A 19,416-nucleotide genomic window follows, 5' to 3' on the forward strand; every position below is an offset into this window, starting at 1 on the left:
ACCGCCGCCAAGCAGGCCTACATCTTCAACCTCGACGGCTCCACCCTCAAGCCCCTCCAGGCCGCCGGCGACACCGCCGTCCTGGAAGGAACCCGCGTGCTGATCTCCGACACCGCCGCCGGCCTGCTGAACAAAACCTTCAAGACCGACGCCGTGAAAGCCGACATGCTCGTCGGCATCGCCAAAATCACCGTCAACACCAAGTAACACCCACCGAAAAACCTGCCGGATGCATGGTTCGGCGGGAAGTGCCGCGGATCCTCCCTGGGGGTCCGTGGCACTTTTCCGTGGCCGGCTGCTGAACCACATCCCCGCCGTCGCCGGGCCGTCCGCGTAAAACCCATCACGGCCCCACTGTCCGCGCGGGACATGCCCATTTTTCAGGCCCGGGACTGGGCACAATGGGATTGTGTCCAGCCCTTCCCGCGGGAGCGGGGCATGTCCCGCGGCGAGACGGCGCCTCCCTCCTGGACAGCGGGCCCAAGCCGCATTGGGCGGCGGGTCAAGGTTCTGCGAGACTTGTCCCGGCCGGAGCCCGATCCGGCAGGAAACTACGCCGACAGTCGATGGGCAGGGCCGGCTCCGGCAGCTGGGAAATATTTTTCGTATGGTGCTTCTGGACCGGTCAACACTCATGGTGGTCTTCGCCGTGATGTCGCTGACAATGCTGGTGCTTTTCTACTTCGACACGTACCGCGAGAGCCGGGCCTCCTTCGCCGCCTGGTGGTGCGGTGCCGTAGCGTCCTTCTTCGTGGGCGCCAGCCTATATTTCCTGGGCGAGGTCCAGGACGTTGCCTGGACCCCAGGCGTAGGCAACGGGGTGATGGTGTTTGGCGCCGGTTGCGTCTGGGCCGGCACCCGATCGCTGGCCGACCGCCGGGTCACCCCCTGGCTGCTGGGGATCCCGGCCGCCGCCGCCGTGGCAGTCGACGTCACCGTCCGCTACTCCGACAACGCACGGATCGGCAGCATCGTCCTGCTGGCGCTCATGGGGTCGGCGATCGGCCTCGCCTCCGTGGAGCTGTGGCGCGAACGGGCGCACTCCTGGCCCCTTGTCCGGTCCCTCGCCATCGCCACGGCCGTCTGCGCCTTCTACTACCTCAGCCGGATGGCTGGACTGGCGGTGCTCGGCCCGGCGGATCCGCTGTTCCAAAAGGTCTTCGGGACCGGCGTCACCCTGTTGATGGCAATGATCCTGCTGGTGGTGGTATCGTCCAGCATCACCTCGCTAAGCTACGCGCAGCGGACCGAGAACCTCCGGGAGCTGGCCTACCGCGATGGGCTCACGGGGCTGCTGAACCGCGGGGAATTCATGCGCCAGGCCCAACATCGGCTCCGGACCAATCTGGCGGCCGGCGTCGACACCGCGATTGTGATGGCGGACCTGGACCGTTTCAAAGGCATCAACGACCGCTTCGGCCATGACGCGGGCGACGGCGTCATCCGCGCCTTCGCCGAGGCCTGCCGCCTCACCGTGCGGAGTATGGACCTCGTGGGCCGCTACGGCGGGGAGGAATTTGTGCTGCTGCTCGACGGCGTCGACGCTGCGGAGGGCGTTCGGATCGCGGGCCGGATCAACGCCGCACTGGCTGAACACAACCCCCTGCCGAACGGCACGGACGCGCCCACGGCGAGCTTCGGCGTCGTCGACGCGCACGACCGTGCCACCGGGCTGCCGCGCCTCCTCCGGGACGCGGACCGCGCGCTCTATCAGGCGAAGTCAGCCGGTCGCAACCGCGCGGTGATCGGGCTGGCACTCGCGGGCAATCAGGCACCCTGAGCGAATCCCGCCTGGCAGCAGATAGCCCCCGCAGGACAACGCTGAGCAGGCCGACGGCGCCGGGCAGACGGCTGCCAGCAGGTGGACAGCGGACCGTTGCCCCGGCGGCGCCGACGAAGGAGAATCAGACGTATTGCTCGACGCCGCTCGGATTCAGCCAGGAGACGCCGACGGCGGCCCCGCCCAACAGATGGAGACACGATGAGCATAGCCACGGGTACGGACACGCAGCCGCCTGAGTTGAACATAGCCGACAGCCACGAGCTGATCCGGGTGCAGGGCGCACGCGAGAATAACCTCAAGGACATCAGCATCGAGATCCCGAAGCGCCGCCTGACGGTGTTCACCGGCGTCTCCGGCTCGGGCAAGAGCTCGCTCGTGTTCGCAACGATCGCCGCTGAGTCGCAGCGGATGATCAACGAGACCTACAGCGCCTTTGTGCAGGGTTTTATGCCGAACCTGACGCGGCCCGACGTCGACGTCCTGGACGGGCTGACGACGGCGATCATCGTCGACCAGGAGCGGATGGGCGCGAACCCCCGCTCCACGGTGGGCACTGCCACCGACGCCAACGCCATGCTCCGGATCCTCTTCAGCCGGCTGGGATCGCCGCACGTGGGACCGCCCACGGCGTTCTCCTTCAACGTCCCGACGCGTAAGGCGAGCGGGGTGATGAGCACCGAGAAGGGCGGCAGGGTGGAGAAGAGCGTCGTCCAAAATGCCGTCTACCTGGGCGGCATGTGTCCGCGGTGCGAGGGTATGGGCTCGGTCTCCGACTTCGACCTCACCGCGCTCTTCGACGCCAGCAAGTCGCTCGGCGAGGGTGCCCTGACAATCCCCGGCTACAGCATGGACGGCTGGTACGGCCGCATCTTCAGCGGCGCCGGCTTCGACATGGACAAGCCGATCAACAAGTTCAGCAAGAAGGAAATGCACGACCTGCTCTACAAAGAACCGACCAAGATCAAGGTCGAGGGCATCAACCTCACCTACGAGGGCGTGATCCCGAAGATTCAGAAATCGATGCTCGCCAAGGACGTCGACTCCATGCAGCCGCACATCCGGGCCTTCGTGGAGCGGGCCATCACATTTCAGACCTGCCCCGGGTGCGACGGCACGCGGCTCAGCCCGGAGGCCAGGTCCTCGAAGATCCGGGGTAAGAACATCGCCGAGCTGTGCGGGCTGCAGATCAGCGACCTGGCCGCGTGGGTCCGCGAGCTCAACGAGCCGTCGGTCGCGCCGCTCCTCAAGGGCCTGCAGCACCTGCTCGACTCGTTCGCCGAGATCGGGCTGGGGTACCTCTCGCTGGACCGGCCGGCGGGCACGCTCTCCGGCGGCGAAGCCCAGCGCACCAAGATGATCCGGCACCTGGGCTCATCCCTCACGGACGTCACCTACGTCTTTGACGAGCCGACGATCGGCCTGCACCCGCACGACATCGAGCGGATGAACCAGCTGCTGCTGCAGTTGCGCGATAAGGGCAATACCGTGCTCGTCGTGGAGCATAAACCGGAAACTATTGCCATCGCTGACCACGTCGTCGATCTGGGCCCCGGCGCCGGTACCGAGGGCGGCAGCGTCTGCTTCGAGGGAAGCGTGGAGGGTCTCCGGGCGAGTGGGACCATCACCGGCCGGCACCTCGACGACCGGGCCGCGGTCAAGGAATCGGTGCGCACGCCGGCCGGTACGCTCGAGGTGCGTGGCGCCTCCACGCACAACCTCAAGGACGTCGACGTCGACATTCCGCTCGGCGTGCTCTGCGTGGTGACGGGTGTCGCGGGGTCGGGCAAAAGCTCGCTGATCCACGGCTCGGTGGCCGGCCGCGATGGCGTGGTGGTGGTTGACCAGAATGCCATCAAGGGGTCGCGGCGCAGCAACCCGGCGACGTACACGGGCCTCCTCGAGCCGATCCGCAAGGCGTTCGCCAGGGCCAACGGCGTGAAACCGGCGCTGTTCAGCTCCAACTCAGAAGGCGCCTGTCCCACCTGCAACGGCGCGGGCGTCATCTTCACCGAACTGGGCGTTATGGCCACCGTCGAGTCCACCTGCGAGGACTGCGAGGGCAAGAGGTTCCAGGCGTCCGTCCTGGAATACACACTGGGCGGCCGCAACATCGCCGAAGTGCTGGCCATGTCAATGACCGAGGCCGGGGTGTTCTTTGGCGACGGGGAGGCGAAGACGCCGGCGGCGCACACCATCCTCGACCGGCTCGTGGACGTCGGGCTCGGCTACCTCACCCTCGGCCAGCCGCTCACCACGCTGTCCGGCGGCGAGCGGCAGCGCGTCAAGCTGGCCACCCAGATGGCCGAGAAGGGTGACGTTTACGTTCTCGACGAGCCCACCACCGGCCTGCACCTCGCCGACGTCCGGAACCTGCTGGGCCTCCTCGACCGCCTGGTGGAGTCCGGCAAATCAGTCCTCGTGATCGAGCACCACCAGGCCGTCATGGCGCACGCCGACTGGCTCATCGACCTCGGCCCCGGCGCGGGCCACGACGGCGGCAGACTCGTCTTCGAGGGCACACCCGCGGACCTCGTCGCGGCCCGCTCCACCCTCACCGGCGAGCACCTCGCGGCCTACGTCGGCGGGTCGGGGTCTTGAACGACTGCGGGCCAGAGGCAGTATGCCTCTGGCCCGCTGCAAGCCATTCCCGCCCATGTCACCGAGGGGGCTGGAAAGAAACGGGCAACGGATGGCCCGACATGTAAAGAAAAGCGAATTCGTTGGGTTTCGCCGGGTCAGGGTCTCAAAAGAGAAGCAGGCCAGAGGCAAAATGCCTCTGGCCTGCGACGTGGGTGGGCCCTGAGGGGCTCGAACCCTCGACCCACGGATTAAAAGTCCGATGCTCTACCATCTGAGCTAAAGGCCCCAGCCGATTGCCCCGGAGCGGCGGAAAATCCGCTGCCCAAGTTCAGATCAGCCCAGTCCATTTCTGGACGTTAATTACTGTACCCCACACCGGGGCCGACTTTCACACGACGGCGGTGACACCGCCGTCGTGCGCCCCGCTGACGGGCACTGTCCCCAGGCCGCACGCTCGATTCCCCGGCAGCACTGGAGTAGCGTGGTGGCATGAGCGAGCACGCAGAAGCCAGCAGCCCCGGACCACACCGGCACCACAAGCCGAAGCCCTTCGCACCCATCGATTTTGAGCCCTTCGCCGGCGGAGCGGACCCTGCCCGCATCTCCGAGGCCGCCCACCTTGCCGCCCAGGCACTCGTGCGCCGCGGCCGCGACAGCGACGACCCCACGGTCACCAAACGGCTGGTGAAACTCGCCGATGAGCAGGGGCTGGAAGCCATCGCCGAGATGTGGGCCGAAAGTCCGGCGCGGTCCCTCCCGGGAGCTCTGTGGCGCCTCTACGCCCTGCGGGCCGCCACGATCCAGGATCCCGAGCGCATTTCGGTCTACTTCAAGGCGGGCAAGGACACGGCGCAGGTTTCCAATGTGGTTGCCGGTGCCGCCGAGCCGCCGGGAGCGGACGAGATGAAGTCGATGGCGAATGCCATCCTCTCCGGAGCGTTCGACGGCGAGTTCGACGTCGCGCTGGAACGTTCCGCCGCGTTCTGCCGCGTGGTGGCCCTTGGCCAGGCGACCCTCGCCGACGGCGCCGATCACAGCAACGAGAACCATGCGAGCAAGCTCACCCGCAATTCGCATCTCCTGGTCAAGACGGCCGAGGACCTTGAGCACGCGGCCAACGCGTGGCGCCTGGGCGAACTGGATTGAAGTCCCAGTACGCATGCCCGCCCCGGACTGTCAATGTTGACTTGTCCCGGTTGTCGTAGAAAACTAAAAGCGGTGCCGAACCGCGAAACCCCCGGGCTTCAACATCTAGCCGCCTAGAGCGGCCTACCGCCGAGAGGCGTCTCCGGTTCGGCACCATTTTCATGCCCTCGTCAGGCCCGTTCCAGCCGTGCGCCGTCACATTGCCGGACCCGCCGGAACGCTTTCCGGGCGCTCCCGGACCTGACGGTAAAGTAATGCTTACGCGCGGGTCATCGTCAAGTCATACGGCCGGCCGAGCCCACCCGAGTACTCCTCTCCCGAAGACCGGTAACCCCACGTGAAGCTGCGCCTTTTCCCCCAGGAGCCCGCCGGGCTGAACCTCCTTTCCCAGCTGGCGCGCCAGATCGTGCTCGCCACGGCCACGCTCGCGGAAATCCTGGGTGCCCCCGTGAGTGAGCATGCACGGCTTGTAGAGGACATGCACAACCACGAGGCCAGATCGGCGGAACTGCACTTCGCCCTGCTGACCCATATGCGGAGCACCTTTGTAAGTCCGCTCCCCCGTGAGGACATGTACGCCCTGTCGCGGTACCTCAACGAGGCGATGGAGAAACTCGACGCCGCCGCGGAGCTCGTTTCGCTCTACAAGCTGGACCGGCTGCCTAAACGCGCCGCGGACCAGCTCGAGATCATCAGCCGGCAGGCCGAACTCACCGTGGACGCCATGCGGAAGCTCAACAATCTGGACGACCTCGAGGACTACTGGATCGAGGTCCTTCGGCTGGCCAAGCGCGCGGAGCGGACCCACCGGGTCTGGGTGGCGGACCTGCTCACCGAGATGAAGTCGGCCCAGTACGCACGCAACCGCGACATCGCAAACCAGCTGGTGGAAGTCACCAAGGACATGCGCCGGATCGCAACCCAGGTGGGCAGCATCATCGTCAAGGAATCCTGACGTGACCATCTTTTTCTTTGCCCTGGTAGTGGTCTTCGCCGCGGCCTTTGCCTTCCTGAACGGCTTCAGGGATGCCTCCACCTCGGTGGCGCTGGCGGTGCGGAACCGCGCGCTGACCCCCACAGTCGCGGTACTGCTGGCCGGATTTTTCAATTTCGTCGGGGCCGGGCTGAGCGCCGCCCTGGCGTTGCAGGTCAGCCGGGCCTGGGTCCGCCTGCCGCCGGGACAAAACGGGCTGACCATTTTGGCGGCGGGGCTGGTAAGCGCCATCCTGTGGGGCATCTACACCTGGTGGCGGGGTATTCCATCCTCCTCGACCCACGCGCTGGTCGGTGGCCTGGCCGGAGCCGGCGCCGCGAGCGTGGCGGTCGGGGGAAACGCCATAGGCGGGGCGGATACATCGCTGCTGCTCCAGGTGGCACTCCCGCTGCTGGTCTCACCGGTCATAGCCTTCGCCGGCGCTTATCTTTTGGTGTGGCCGGTCACGTGGGCCGCGAGGTACACGCCGCCGAGCGTCGTCAACGGCCGCTCGCGTCGGGCCCAGTCCGTCGCCGCCGGGGCCGTCGCGTTTGCGCATGGGCTGCAGGACGGGCAGCGCACCGCCGCCGTACTGGTACTGGCGATGCTGGCCGCCGGGCTGTCCGACGGCGGCGCCATGCCAGCCTGGGTGGCGCTTCTCACCGCCGCAATGCTGGCGGCCGGAACGCTGGCCGGCGGCTGGCGGATTTCCTACACGATCGGCTACCGGCTGATGCGGATGGACCCCTTGCGCGGCTCCATAGCCCAGTTGTACAGCTCGGTGATCCTGCTGGTGGGAGCAATCGGGCTGCACTGGCCGATTTCGACCACCCACACGGTCACCGCGGCCGTCCTGGGCTCAGGATCGAACCAGGGTTTCCCGGCCACCAACCGGCGGCTCGTGATCCGGATCCTGCGCTTCTGGGTGCTCACCCCGATGGTCACCGCGGCCGTGGCGTTGATCCTGGGGCTCGCGCTGTCCCCCATAGCCAGCCCCTAGCCCATCGATTGCTCCACATCCGCCCTTTTGAGGGGTCAAAACGGCGGATATGGAGCAGTCGATGGGAAAGCGAGACTATCCGAAGCGGCCGGAAACGTAGTCCTCGGTGGCCTTTACGGAGGGGTTGCTGAAGATGGTGTGTGTGTCACCGTATTCGATCAGCTTGCCCGGCTTGCCTGTTCCGGCGATGTTGAAGAACGCGGTCTTCTCCGAGACGCGTGCGGCCTGCTGCATATTATGGGTCACGATCACCACGGTGTACTGGTCCTTGAGCTCGTTAATGAGGTCCTCAATGGCCAGGGTGGAAATCGGGTCCAGCGCCGAACATGGCTCGTCCATCAGGATCACCTGGGGTTCCACGGCGATGGCGCGGGCAATGCAGAGACGCTGCTGCTGGCCGCCGGACAGGCCCGAGCCCGGCCTCGCGAGGCGGTCCTTGACCTCATTCCACAGGTTGGCTGCGCTCAGGGAGCGCTCCACGAGGGAATCAGCCTCGCCCTTGGACATCTTCTGGCTGTTGAGCTTCACGCCGGCCAGCACGTTGTCCCGGATGGACATGGTGGGGAAGGGGTTGGGTCGCTGGAAGACCATACCGATCTGCGAGCGGACGGTCACCGGGTCCACGCCGGGCCCGTAGAGGTTCTCGCCGTCGAGGAGCACCTCGCCTTCCACCCGGGCGCCGGGAATAACCTCGTGCATACGGTTCAGGGTCCGCAAAAACGTGGACTTGCCGCAGCCGGAGGGCCCGATGAAGGCGGTGACGGACTTGGGCTCGATGTTGATGGTGACGTCTTCGACGGCCAGGAATTTGCTGTAGTAGACGTTCAGGTCCTTGACGTCGATGCGCTTAGACATGGTGTTCCTTCACTTGCTGGACGTTGTAGGGGCGCTGGCTCAGGCTAGCGGCCGGTTTTGGGGGCGAACATGCGGGCGATCAGGCGGGCGCCGAGGTTGAGCAGCATCACCAGGATGATGAGGACCAGGGCCGCGCCCCAGGCGCGCTGGGATGACGGGTCCGGGTTGGACGGCGAGGTCGGGTTGAGGATCTGCGTGTAGATAAACGTGGGCAGCGAGGCCATCCAGCCCGAGAACACGTTGGCGTTAATCGAGGTTGCGAATCCTGCGGTGACCAGGATCGGCGCCGTTTCGCCGATCACGCGGGCAATCGCCAGGGTGACGCCCGAGGCGATGCCGGAAATCGCCGTCGGGATGACCACCTTCAGGATGGTCCGCCATTTGCGGACCCCCAGGGCGTAGGCCGCCTCGCGGAGTTCGTTAGGGACGATCTTGAGCATTTCCTCGCTGGAGCGGACCACCACGGGAATCATCAGCACGGAGAGTCCGACGGCGGCGACGGCACCGGTCTTGGTGCCCGGCCCCACTACGGCGAAGAAGAAGGCTGCCGCGAACAGGCCGGCCACGATCGAGGGGATGCCGGTCATGACGTCCACGAAGAACGTGATGGCCCGGGCCAGCGGGCGGTCGTTGCCGTACTCCACAAGGTAGATGGCGGACAGCAGGCCCACGGGCACCGAGATGACAGTCGCGACCGCGGTGATCAGCAGGGTGCCTATCATGGCATGGAAAATACCGCCGACCACCGGGGCGCCTTCGTCCACGCTCTTGTTGTCGAAGGCGCCGGTGACGCCGTTCATGGAGGTGGTCAGGAAGCCCGGGTTCATGAGTCCGGGAAGACCGTTGACCAGGACCGTCCAGATCACGGAAATCAGCGGCAGCAGCGCGATCAGGAACGCGCCGACGACCAGGCAGCTGACCAGCTTGTCCTTCGCCCGCCGGGAGCCTTCCACGACGGCGCTCCAGCCGACGAGGCCGGCAGCAAAGAGGATGGCCGAGACGATTCCCCAGCCGAAGGCGTTGAAGCCGATGAGGGCCAGGATGGCGGCGCCCAGTACCAGGGCCGCGCCAAGAACAACGTACGGGGCCCAGGTTGGCAGCTGGCCCTTGGTGAGGGAAGAGCGCTTCTGGACGGGGGTGAGGGTGGAGGTCATTTAGTTGGCTCCCGAGAATTCTTTGTGCCGGCTGATGATCCACCGGGCAATCATGTTCACGCCGAGGGTGATGACGAACAGGATCAGGCCCGCCGCGATCAGGGTGCTGACCTGGAGCCCGCTGGCCTCCGGGAAGTTGAGCGCAATCTCCGCGGCGATGGTCTGGTTTCCGGTCTGGATCAGGCTGGCGGTGAGGGCGCCGGAGGACAACACCAGCGCCACCGCCATGGTCTCGCCGAGCGCGCGGCCCAGGCCCAGCATCACGGCACTGATGATGCCGGGGCGGCCGAACGGAAGCACGGCCATCCTGATCATTTCCCAGCGGGTGGCGCCGAGCGCCAGCGCGGCCTCTTCGTGCAGCTTGGGGGTCTGCAGGAAGATCTCGCGGGTCAGCGAGGTGACGATGGGCAGGACCATCACGGCCAGGACGATTCCCGCGGTCAGGATCGTCTTGCCGGTGGCGGAGGCGGGACCCTGGAAGATGGGAAGCCAGCCCATGTTGCCGGCCAGCCAGTTGTAGGCTGGCGAAATCTCCTTGGCCAGGAACGCCGCGCCCCAGGCCCCGTAAACCACGGACGGAATCGCGGCCAGAAGGTCAATCACGTAACCCAGCCCCGAGGAGAGCTGCCGCGGGGCGTAATGCGAGATGAAAAGCGCGACGCCGATAGCCACCGGGGTGGCGATGACGATGGCGATGGCGGCCGCAATCAGGGTGCCGATCACGATCGGCCAGATGTAGGCGAGGAAGCCTTCGCCGCCCTTGATCTTGTCCGGCGAGGCCGTGAGGGCCGGGATCGCCTGGACGACGAGGAAGAGCGCCACGCCGAAGAGCACGGCAAGGATCAGGCACCCTGCGGCCAAGGTGGCTGCGGAAAAGACTTTGTCCCCGGCGCGGCCTGCGCCCCGGGACGAGGTCAGGGAGGTGGTGGTCACTTCACGGTCCTTCAGCTTCGAATCAACTGGTACTTCTGGCAACTACAGAACAAACGCGGCGGTTCCCTGCCCCGGGGCGGCCGTCTATGACAGCCATTTCGGAGCAGGGAACCTGGATCTGGATTGTGTTTCCACTATGCCTGTTGGCGCGCGGGAACCCTAGGACTTGACCTTGATGGATTCGATCGACTTCAGGGCCTTGTCGGCCAGGGTCTTGGACAGCGGGGCGGACTTGGCGGCGTCAGCGGCTGCCTTCTGGCCGGCTTCGGAGACAACGTAGTTCTCGAAGCCCTTCACGAGGTCGACGGTCTTCTGATCGGCGTAGCTGCTGCAGACGACGTGGAAGGAGACGAGCACAATCGGGTAGGCGCCCTCGATGGTGGTCTTGCGGTCCAGCTTGATGGAGAGGTCGTTGGCGTTGCGGCCCTCGACGGGCTTGCCGGCGTCAACCGCCTTGGCCGCTGCCTCGGCGGAGATCTTGGTGAAGGAGGAGCCCACCTTGATCTGCGCGATGCCGAGCTTGCCGCTCACGGCGGAATCGTCAGCGTAGGTAACGGCGCCCGGGGTGTCGGTAACGGTCTTGACCACACCGGAGGTGCCCTTGGCGTTCTCGCCCTTCAGGGTTGCGGGCCAGATGCCGGAGGCCTTGTCGGTCCAGGCCTCGGCCGCGGCGGCGGCAAGGTACTCGGTGAAGTTGGTGGTGGTGCCGGAATCGTCCGAGCGGTTCACCGGGGTGACCTTGAGGTCCGGGAGCTTGGCGTCCGGGTTCAGGGCGGCGATGGCCGGGTCGTTCCACTTGGCGATCTCGCCGCGGAAGATCTTGGCGACAGTGCCGGCGTCGAGCTTCAGTTCCTTGATGTCCGGCAGGTTGAAGGCCACGGCGATCGGGGAAATGTACACCGGGATGTTCAAGGCACCCTCGGGGCCGCACTGGGTCTTGGCGGTGGCGTACTCGTCATCCTTGAGGTAGGCGTCGGAGCCGCCGAACTGGGCGGAGCCGTCCAGGAGTGCCTTGCGGCCGGCGCCGGAGCCGTCCGGGGAATACTGCACGCTGGCGCCCTGGTTTGCCGAGGCGAAGTTGGTCTTCCAGACATCCATTGCCGCGCCCTGCGCGGAGGACCCGATGCCGGTCAGGGTGCCGGTAACTTTCGGACCCGAGGCGGTGGTGTTCGCGGGGGCAGTGCCCGTTGCGTTATCAGAACCACAGGCGGTAAGCGCGAGAGCGCCGGCGGCGATAACAGCGATTGCCGCGTTGCGGCCGAAGCGGAGAGCCTTCACTAGATGTACCCCTTCCAGGGATTTTCTGTGCGTGCCCGGCCGGAGAAGGCCGCAGCAGCGGATGCGTACGGTTTGTACCTCTACTGAAGTTATGTGCCTGAGGTGAAGAGAATTGCGGTGCAAAGTGAACAGGGGGTTAACGACACCGGGACATTGGCTGACATCTGCCGGGCCACCATTGCGTTGGCTGGGTCACAGCCGTAGGGGGTTTGGCCGCAGTCGGCGGTGCCCGCGGCTGCAAATAGACTGGTGGGCATGGCCTCCGCTAATGGACTCTCCGCAAGCGCACGATTCCTGCGCGGCCGGGTCCGCACCGGCTTTGTCCGGAGCCGCAACTCGATCCTGCCGGCCGTCCAGATGACAGCCTGCGCCGTGGGTGCCTACGCCTTCGCCGAGTACGTCCTGGGTCACACCGGCCCGCTTTTCGCCGCCACATCATCGCTGATTGCGCTCGGCTTTTCCCGCGATCCCCGGCTGCGCCGCGTCGTGGAGGTGGGCCTGGGGTGCACCATCGGCATCGTCGTGGGCGATCTGCTACTGCACTGGCTGGGCGCCGGGATCTGGCAGGCCGCCGTCGTGCTGCTGTTCTCGATCCTGCTGGCACGGTTCCTGGACAGCGGAACAATCTTCACCACGCAACTGGGCCTGCAGTCGCTGCTGGTGGTGCTCCTGCCGGCTCCGGACGGCGGCCCGTTCACCCGCAGCATCGACGCCATTGTCGGCGGCATTTTCGCCTTGCTCGTGACCGTCCTGATTCCCAAGGATCCGCGCCGGGAACCCCGCAATGACGTCAAGAAACTCCTGCACGAGCTTGCCGAAGTGCTGCGCGAATGCGGCTCCGCGCTGAGTTCCAGCGACTCCACCCAGGCCTGGCACGCGCTCATCCGCGGACGGAACTGCCAGCCGCTGGTCGATTCCATGCGCCAGACCCTGCGCGCCTCCGGCGAGGTGGCCACCCTGGCCCCGGCCTACCGGCGGCACCGGGAGGAACTGGACCGGATGGAGCAGTCGCTGGACTACATCGACCTCGCGCTGCGCAACAGCCGCGTCTTCGCCCGCCGCCTGACCAGCGCCATCAACCACGCGGCGCTCTCCGATGAGGCCACCCAGAACATCGCCGAGGTACTGCAGGAGACCGCCGATGCCGTCGATGAGCTCTCGCTTGGCCTGGCGGAAGCGCACGACGGCGCCCGCCGCGCCCATCTGCGTACCACCCGGGCAGACCTGCGGGAGATCGCGGGCAGGCTGCATCCCCGGCTGCTGGACGTGCAACGGCTGGAGGGCGAAACGGTGGTCATGCTGTTCCGCCCGCTGATGGTGGACCTGCTCGAGGCCGCCGGGGTGGACTCCGGCGAAGCCCGGGACATCCTGCCGCCGCTGTAACCGGCTTTCCGGCCGGCGGTACTCCGCGGCGGCCTTTTCGGCGATGCGGTCTCACCGTACGCGTTTCCGCGGGGGCTTTTCCGCGGCGCGGGAGCTTGGTTGTCACTGGCCGCGGATAGTGTGGAGCAATGGCTACCAAGACTTCCCGCGCTTCCAATGCGCCGGGCTACAAATGCGCCGAATGTGGCTGGACCACGGCCAAGTGGGTGGGCCGCTGCGGCGAGTGCCAGGCCTGGGGCAGCGTTGAGGAGACCGGCGGCGCCGTGGCACGCACGACGACGGCCACCACCGTCCTGGAACCGGCCCGCCGCATCTCCGAGGTGGATGCCAGCACCGCGGCCTTCCTGCCCACCGGCGTGGACGAGTTGGACCGGGTGCTTGGCGGCGGGCTGGTTCCCGGCGCGGTCATCCTGCTGGCCGGCGAACCCGGCGTGGGCAAATCCACCCTGCTGCTGGACGTCGCGGCCAAGTTTGCGCGCACCGCGCAGGACGTCCTCTACATCACAGGCGAGGAATCCGCCGCGCAGGTGAAGCTCCGTGCTGACCGGATCGACGCCGTCGCCGACTCCCTGTACCTCTCCGCCGAAACGGACCTGGGCCAGGCCCTGGGGCAGGTGGAGAAGCTCGAGCCGCGCCTCTTGATCGTGGACTCCGTCCAGACTCTGAGCAGCGCCGACGTCGAGGGCAGCGCCGGCGGAGTCTCGCAGGTCCGCGAGGTGGCCGCCTCGCTGATTGCCGCGGCCAAGCGCCGCAACATGACCACCCTGCTGGTGGGACACGTAACCAAGGACGGCTCCATCGCCGGGCCACGGCTGCTTGAACACCTCGTGGATGTGGTGTGCCAGTTCGAAGGCGAGCGTCATTCCCGGCTGCGGCTGCTGCGGGCGGTCAAGAACCGCTACGGCCCCACGGACGACGTCGGCTGCTTTGACCTGAACGAGGACGGCATCGTGGGCCTGGCCGATCCGAGCGGGCTCTTCGTCTCGCGGACCAAGGAACCGGTCTCCGGAACCTGCATCACCGTGACCCTGGAAGGGCGCCGGCCGCTGCTGGCCGAGGTGCAGTCCCTGCTGGCCGAAAGTTCCAGCGCGCAGCCCCGCCGCGCCACGAGCGGACTGGACAGCTCCCGTGTTGCGATGCTGCTCGCCGTGCTCCAGCAGCGTGCCGGCTGCCTGCTGAACAAGGACGATTCCTACGTCGCGACCGTCGGCGGCGTGAAGCTCAGCGAGCCCGCCACGGACCTGGCCGTCGCCCTGGCGGTGGCCTCCGCCAAGGCCAGGAAGCCTCTGCCGCAGCGGCTTATCGCCTTCGGCGAGGTGGGCCTGGCCGGCGAAGTCCGGCCCGTACCTGGCATTAACCAGCGGATCCAGGAAGCCCACCGGCTGGGGTTCACTCACGCCGTGGTGCCCGCAAGTCCCAATGGGCCCGGTCCCATCCCCGCAGGCTTCTCCGTGCGGGAAGTCGGACACCTGGCCGAGGCGCTGGGACTGCTGCTCAGCTGACCCTGACCGGTTCGCGGCGCCGAGAAAATATGCGCCTTCGGAGCCTAGCGGTCAATTTCGCCGGTTCGTCGGGGATCAGACGGAGCCTGGACCTTTTCGCGCCGGCGTCCAGTCCAGCGGGACATGCCCATTCTTCGCACCCGGGACCGGGCACAATGACACTATGTCCACCCGCTGCCCCCGGCGCGGGACATGTCCCTGAGCCCGGCCACCGCGCCCAAACCCCCGACGAACTAACGAAAATTCCCACTAGCCGGAGGACGGCAAGCGGGGGAGCGCTAGAGTTGGAGCGTTGGAGACAGACCAGGGCACCGGCTAAGGGATCTGGCCATGACGGGACGCTACGGAGACGGCTTCGGCCTGATGCGGCTCCGGGTCGGCGCTCAACGCGCCGTTGCTGCGGTGCCTGCAGCTCAACGCCACCGAAGTCAGCTGACCGGAAGGACGCCCCGATGCCGGACAACAGCCCCCGCGATCCATCATTCGGACCACACTTTGCCCGGGTGGGTCCGCGCATGGACGCCCGCGGAGCGGCGGCCCACCGCCGGCGCCTCGTGGAGACGGCGCACGGCGTCGTCGTCGAAATCGGGGCAGGCTACGGGGCGACTTTCGGCTTCTACCCGGCTGCGGTGACGAGCGTCCTGGCGCTCGAACCGGACCCCACGCTCCGGGCGCTGGCGGTGTCCGCCGCGGCCACGGCACCGGTGCCCGTCACTGTGCAGGACGGCGTGGCGGAATCGCTGCCGGCGGCGGACGCGTCGGTAGACGTCGTCGTCTCGAGTCTGGTGCTCTGCAGCGTGTCGGACCAGTCGGCCGCGCTGGCGGAGGCATCCCGGGTCCTACGACCCGGCGGCCTGCTGCTGTTCTACGAACACGTACGTTCGGCACACCGTGTGCTTGCGGCCGCCGAGGACCTGATCGCACCGCTGTGGAGCCGGCTGGCCGGCGGATGCCACCCGAACCGCGACACCGCAGCCACGATCGCGGGTGCCGGCTTCACCGTGCACGCCCTGGAGCGCTTCGGCTTTTCAGCTCTTCCCGGCAACCCGCGGGTGGCGCACGTTCTCGGTGTGGCAGCCAACCCCGGGGACAATCCCGCGGCGTGACGTTCCCGCCCGGGTCCGACTCGCGAACCGCAACGCCACGCAAAAGGGGCACCTGCCGCGATGGCAGGCGCCCCTCATATCAATCATTCCAGCCGGTGTGCCGGACTGAAACTAGGCTTTCTTGGGCGGCAGGGCCAGCTTGAAAACCTTGGCCCAGGTGGAGCCGACCTGCTTCCAGATGGGGCCAGTGGTGTACGGCAGACCGTAGCGCCTGCAGATCTCCTGCACCTTCGGCGCCACCTCGGCGTAGTGGTTGGATGGAATGTCCGGGAAGAGGTGGTGCTCGATCTGGTGCGAAAGGTTGCCGGTCATAAGGTGCATGAACTTGGAGCCTGAGATGTTGGCGGAGCCGATCATCTGCCGCACGTACCAGTCGCCACGGGTCTCGCCCTCCACCATTTCCTCGGTGAAAGTGTCGGTCCCATCCGGGAAATGGCCGCAAAAGATCACCGCGTGTGCCCAGACATTGCGGACAGCATTCGCAGTCAGGGTGCCGTAGAGCGCCTGCTTTCCGGAGCCTGTCAGCATGGCGACGGCGGGAGTGGCGGCGTAGTCCTTGGTGAACTGCTTCAGGGCCTTGCGTCCCAGGGCCTTGAGGTCCTTGGTAAGGGCTTCCTTGGACTTCTTGCCCTCTTTGTAATCTTGGAGCTCGAGATCGTAGATCGCGATGCCCCACTCAAAGACCGGGGCCAGCAGCGCGTTGTAGAGCGGGTTGCCGAGGTTGAACGGCTTCCATTCCTGCTGGGGGTCCATGCGCAGCAGGTTGTACCCGACGTCGTTGTCCTTGCCGATGACGTTCGTCCAGCGGTGGTGCAGATCATTGTGGGTGTGCTGCCAGGCGCGCGCGGGCGTAACGAAGTCCCATTCCCAGGTGGTGGAGTGGATGTCCGGGTCACGCATCCAGTCCCACTGGCCATGCAGGATGTTGTGCCCCAGTTCCATGTTTTCCAGGATTTTGGCGAAGCTCAGCAGCGTGGTCCCGGTGACCCAGGCTGCCTTGTTCTTGCTCACCAGAAGGGCGGCGCGGCCGGAGATCTCGAGTCCGCGCTGGATCTTGATCATGCGGCGGATGTAGGCGGCGTCGGACGCTCCGCGCTTGGCGAGGATATCGTCCTTGATGGCGTCGAGTTCGCGGCCCATCTCGGCGATCTGCGCGTCGGAGAGGTGCGCCGCGGCCGGCGGCCGGACCGTCGGGCTGCCGGACTCGGCGAGGGCGCCGGGCCGCGTCTTCACGGCAGCGGGCGCCGTCGAAGAACTCGTGTCATCAGCGGAAACATCAGGCTTGTCGGAAATAATCGTCATGCGGGTACTCCTCAGAGGTCGAGGTTAACAGGTCCGGCGGCTGCCGAAACACACGTCTGGATTAGTTGGCCGGGCTCGCCATGGACTTCGTCCGTGCGCAGGTCACGAACCTGGCCGGCGCGGAGGGGGATGAGGCAGCTGTGGCAGATGCCCATGCGGCAACCGCTGGGCATCAGGACGCCGGCATCCTCGCCGACGTCGAGCAGGGGCGTATCGCCGTCGGCCTCGACCTCGCGGTCCGAGGCCTCGAAGGTGACCAGTCCGCCGTCGTGCCCGTCGCCGCCGGCCAGCTTGGTGCTGAAGCGCTCGATGGTCAGGGTGGCGACGCCGTCGTCAGTTGCGGAGGTCCCGGCTGCCCAGAGCACCTCGGCGTCGTCGAGGAAACCTTCGGGTCCGCAGGCGTAGGCAGCGCGCTCGCGCCAGTCGGGGCAAAGCTGGTCCAGTTCGGCGGCCGATGTGAAGTCCAGCCGCCCGCGTTCACCGGTGAACCAGTTGGTGACCTTGAAGTTGGGGAACTGGTCTGCAAGTTCGGCGAGTTCCTCGCGGAAAATGGCGTCCGCCGGGGTCCGGGCGCTGTGGATGAGAACGACGTCGGAATCCGGTCGGTGCGGAACCAGGGTGCGGATCATCGACATAACCGGGGTGATTCCGCTGCCGGCGGTGAGCATCAGCAGCGGCCGCGGATGTTCCGGCAGGACGAAGTCGCCCTGCGGGGGCGCCAGGAAAAGTACGTCGCCGGACTTGGTGCTGCGCACCAGTGTGCCGGAGACCGCGCCCATGTCGGTGACGGTGATGGCCGGGTCCTTGCCGGCAGGGGCGCTGAGCGAATATGACCGCCAGTGACGGACGCCGTCGAGCTCGACGCCGATACGGGCCCACTGGCCGGCAAGGTGTGCCTGCCAGCCGCGGCCGGGACGGAAGAATATGGTGGCGGAATCGGCCGTTTCTGGAACCACCCGGGTGACCACGCCGCGCAACTGGCGGGCGGAGAACACGGGGTTGAACAGCGACAGAATATCTTCTGGAGCTAGGGGGGTGGTCAGTAGAGATGCGGCGCGCGCCAGCTTACGGAGCCGGATCATGCTTCCATCTTATGTCAGATAGGGTCATAGTTCTTCACTCTGGGCATACGATCGAGTTCAGGAAACTATCTTCCCGCAACAACTTTACGGAATGTGCCTCATGAACGCTTCCCCGACCGGCCTGCCCGAAACACCCGCCATCGACCCCCCGTGGCTGGCGCTGCCGCGCGAGGTCAGCGACATGCTCCGGCCGATGATGCCGGGCATTGTCGAGGCCATCATCGACGCCGTGCCGCAGCTGGTGCCCGCCTATGCCCGGCCCATCGAGGGGCGGTTCGGCCGGGGGCTGCGGCGGGGTGTCGCGGCCGCTCTTGACCGCTTCTTGCAGCTTCCGGGGACCACGCTGCCGGCCCTGTCGGAGGAGAGCCGTCAGCTGGTGGCGGGACTGGGCAGTGGCGAATTCCGGCAGGGCCGGAGCATGGATGCCCTGCTCAGCGCCTACCGTATGGGTGCCCGCGTGACGTTCCGTGAGATGTCGAGGGTCTCCGTTGAGCACCATCTGGGCCAGAGCGTGGTGGTCGATCTGGGCGAATCGATTCTTGCCTACATCGATGAACTATCGGCGGTCAGCGCCGAGGCGTATGCCTTTGAGCAGTCCGAACGGGCCGGCGCGGTGGACCGGCGCCGAACCGAACTGTTGGACCTGCTGCTGCTGGGACAGGCTGACGAGGCGGCCCTGCGCCAGATGGCCGCCATGGCGGACTGGTCCCTGCCGCCCCGGATGATCGTGGTGACGCTGCCGGTGGACCGGTCGGCCGGGCTGCGCCTGCGGCTAGGACCCGGGACGCTCGTGATCGAACGCGAGACCGACGCCGTCGCCCTGGTTCCGGCACGGAAGTCAGAGTCCGCACGGGGGGACCTTGACAAGGCGCTGCGCGGCCGCGGGGCTGCCGTGGGGCCGGCCGGCGGCTGGGAGAAAGTCCCGGACTCGCTCCGCCTGGCAGTGCGGGCGGCCTCCGTGCTGCCGCCCCGGGACGGTCCGGAGGATCCGCCGATCTGGGCGGACGAGCACCTGGCCGAGGTGATCCTCGGCGCGGAGCCGTCCGCCATCGCCGAGCTGGCCAACCGTTGGTTGGCACCGCTGGAAGGACTGCGCCCGGCCCAGCGCGAACGGCTGGCCGTGACACTGCTGTCCTGGCTTCGGCACTGGGGCCAGCGCGGCCCGGTGGCGGCCGAACTCGGAATTCATCCACAAACCGTCGGCTACCGCGCGGCCCAGCTGCGTGAGCTGTTCGGCGACACTCTGGAGGACCCTAAGGCGCGCTTCGAGCTGGAACTCGCCCTCCACTCCGGATGGCGTTAGGCCAGCGCCGGCATTTGGCACAGCAGGCGTCGGGCC

15 protein-coding genes, 1 tRNA gene and 1 pseudogene are annotated in these 19,416 nt (G+C 66.8%); 10 read left to right on the top strand and 7 right to left on the bottom strand.

The annotated features are described in order from the left end of the window. The 3 genes and pseudogenes from RCH07_RS05645 to RCH07_RS05655 all read left to right on the top strand — a co-directional run. Positions 1-207, top strand: a pseudogene (locus RCH07_RS05645) (hypothetical protein); the annotation flags it as partial. 400 nt (positions 208-607) lie between these two features. Continuing rightward, positions 608-1,780 carry a GGDEF domain-containing protein gene (locus RCH07_RS05650; RefSeq protein WP_326966500.1) on the top strand — a complete coding sequence of 391 codons (1,173 nt, stop codon included), beginning with the start codon at positions 608-610 and terminating at the stop codon, positions 1,778-1,780. A 201-nt stretch (positions 1,781-1,981) separates the two neighbouring features. Then, positions 1,982-4,381: an excinuclease ABC subunit UvrA gene (locus tag RCH07_RS05655; protein WP_326966501.1), complete on the top strand. Its 2,400-nt coding sequence runs from the start codon at positions 1,982-1,984 to the stop codon at positions 4,379-4,381. A gap of 195 nt (positions 4,382-4,576) precedes the next feature. Here the strand turns inward: RCH07_RS05655 and RCH07_RS05660 are convergent. Further along, a tRNA-Lys gene (locus RCH07_RS05660) sits at positions 4,577-4,649 on the bottom strand. A 203-nt stretch (positions 4,650-4,852) separates the two neighbouring features. Between RCH07_RS05660 and RCH07_RS05665 the strand changes: the two genes are divergently transcribed. From RCH07_RS05665 to RCH07_RS05675, 3 genes are all read left to right on the top strand, one after another. Continuing rightward, positions 4,853-5,509 (top strand): hypothetical protein, encoded by a 657-nt coding sequence (locus tag RCH07_RS05665; RefSeq protein ID WP_326966502.1) that lies wholly within the window; start codon positions 4,853-4,855, stop codon positions 5,507-5,509. 337 nt (positions 5,510-5,846) lie between these two features. Then, positions 5,847-6,464 carry a DUF47 domain-containing protein gene (locus RCH07_RS05670; RefSeq protein WP_326966503.1) on the top strand — a complete coding sequence of 206 codons (618 nt, stop codon included), beginning with the start codon at positions 5,847-5,849 and terminating at the stop codon, positions 6,462-6,464. A gap of 1 nt (position 6,465) precedes the next feature. Further along, positions 6,466-7,482, top strand: a complete 1,017-nt coding sequence (locus RCH07_RS05675; protein WP_326966504.1) for an inorganic phosphate transporter — start codon at positions 6,466-6,468, stop codon at positions 7,480-7,482. 75 nt (positions 7,483-7,557) lie between these two features. On the opposite strand, the gene pstB is transcribed toward RCH07_RS05675, so the two are convergent. The 4 genes from pstB to pstS all read right to left on the bottom strand — a co-directional run bounded on the left by pstB (position 7,558) and on the right by pstS (position 11,702). Next, entirely contained in the window at positions 7,558-8,337 is a 780-nt protein-coding gene (gene pstB, locus RCH07_RS05680) for a phosphate ABC transporter ATP-binding protein PstB (RefSeq protein ID WP_326966505.1), read from the bottom strand. A 44-nt stretch (positions 8,338-8,381) separates the two neighbouring features. After that, on the bottom strand, positions 8,382-9,491 hold the full coding sequence (gene pstA, locus RCH07_RS05685) for a phosphate ABC transporter permease PstA (RefSeq protein WP_326966506.1): 1,110 nt from the start codon (positions 9,489-9,491) through the stop codon (positions 8,382-8,384). Further along, positions 9,492-10,424 carry a phosphate ABC transporter permease subunit PstC gene (pstC, locus tag RCH07_RS05690; protein WP_326966507.1) on the bottom strand — a complete coding sequence of 311 codons (933 nt, stop codon included), beginning with the start codon at positions 10,422-10,424 and terminating at the stop codon, positions 9,492-9,494. Positions 10,425-10,583: 159 nt separating this feature from the next. Beyond that, positions 10,584-11,702, bottom strand: coding sequence for a phosphate ABC transporter substrate-binding protein PstS (gene pstS, locus RCH07_RS05695; RefSeq protein ID WP_326966508.1), 1,119 nt, complete (start codon positions 11,700-11,702; stop codon positions 10,584-10,586). 255 nt (positions 11,703-11,957) lie between these two features. On the opposite strand from pstS, the gene RCH07_RS05700 reads away from it, so the two are divergent. The 3 genes from RCH07_RS05700 (at position 11,958) to RCH07_RS05710 (ending at position 15,693) form a co-directional block, all read left to right on the top strand. Continuing rightward, on the top strand, positions 11,958-13,085 hold the full coding sequence (locus RCH07_RS05700; protein ID WP_326966509.1) for an FUSC family protein: 1,128 nt from the start codon (positions 11,958-11,960) through the stop codon (positions 13,083-13,085). Between the two features lie 128 nt (positions 13,086-13,213). Beyond that, a complete protein-coding gene (gene radA, locus RCH07_RS05705) occupies positions 13,214-14,587 on the top strand; it encodes a DNA repair protein RadA (RefSeq protein ID WP_326966510.1) in 1,374 nt (457 codons plus the stop codon). A 452-nt stretch (positions 14,588-15,039) separates the two neighbouring features. Further along, positions 15,040-15,693: a class I SAM-dependent methyltransferase gene (locus RCH07_RS05710; RefSeq protein WP_326966511.1), complete on the top strand. Its 654-nt coding sequence runs from the start codon at positions 15,040-15,042 to the stop codon at positions 15,691-15,693. A 111-nt stretch (positions 15,694-15,804) separates the two neighbouring features. On the opposite strand, the gene RCH07_RS05715 is transcribed toward RCH07_RS05710, so the two are convergent. Together RCH07_RS05715 and RCH07_RS05720 are read right to left on the bottom strand one after the other, a co-directional pair. Next, positions 15,805-16,995 carry a fatty acid desaturase family protein gene (locus RCH07_RS05715; protein ID WP_326966512.1) on the bottom strand — a complete coding sequence of 397 codons (1,191 nt, stop codon included), beginning with the start codon at positions 16,993-16,995 and terminating at the stop codon, positions 15,805-15,807. Positions 16,996-17,006: 11 nt separating this feature from the next. Further along, the gene (locus RCH07_RS05720; RefSeq protein ID WP_326966513.1) at positions 17,007-18,077 is read right to left on the bottom strand and encodes a ferredoxin reductase; all 1,071 of its coding nucleotides are present in this window, start codon (positions 18,075-18,077) and stop codon (positions 17,007-17,009) included. Between the two features lie 100 nt (positions 18,078-18,177). On the opposite strand from RCH07_RS05720, the gene RCH07_RS05725 reads away from it, so the two are divergent. Beyond that, on the top strand, positions 18,178-19,380 hold the full coding sequence (locus tag RCH07_RS05725) for a PucR family transcriptional regulator (protein WP_326966514.1): 1,203 nt from the start codon (positions 18,178-18,180) through the stop codon (positions 19,378-19,380). Positions 19,381-19,416 lie beyond the last annotated feature (36 nt).

Source organism: Arthrobacter sp. CG_A4 (assembly GCF_035985125.1).
Classification (GTDB): domain Bacteria; phylum Actinomycetota; class Actinomycetes; order Actinomycetales; family Micrococcaceae; genus Arthrobacter.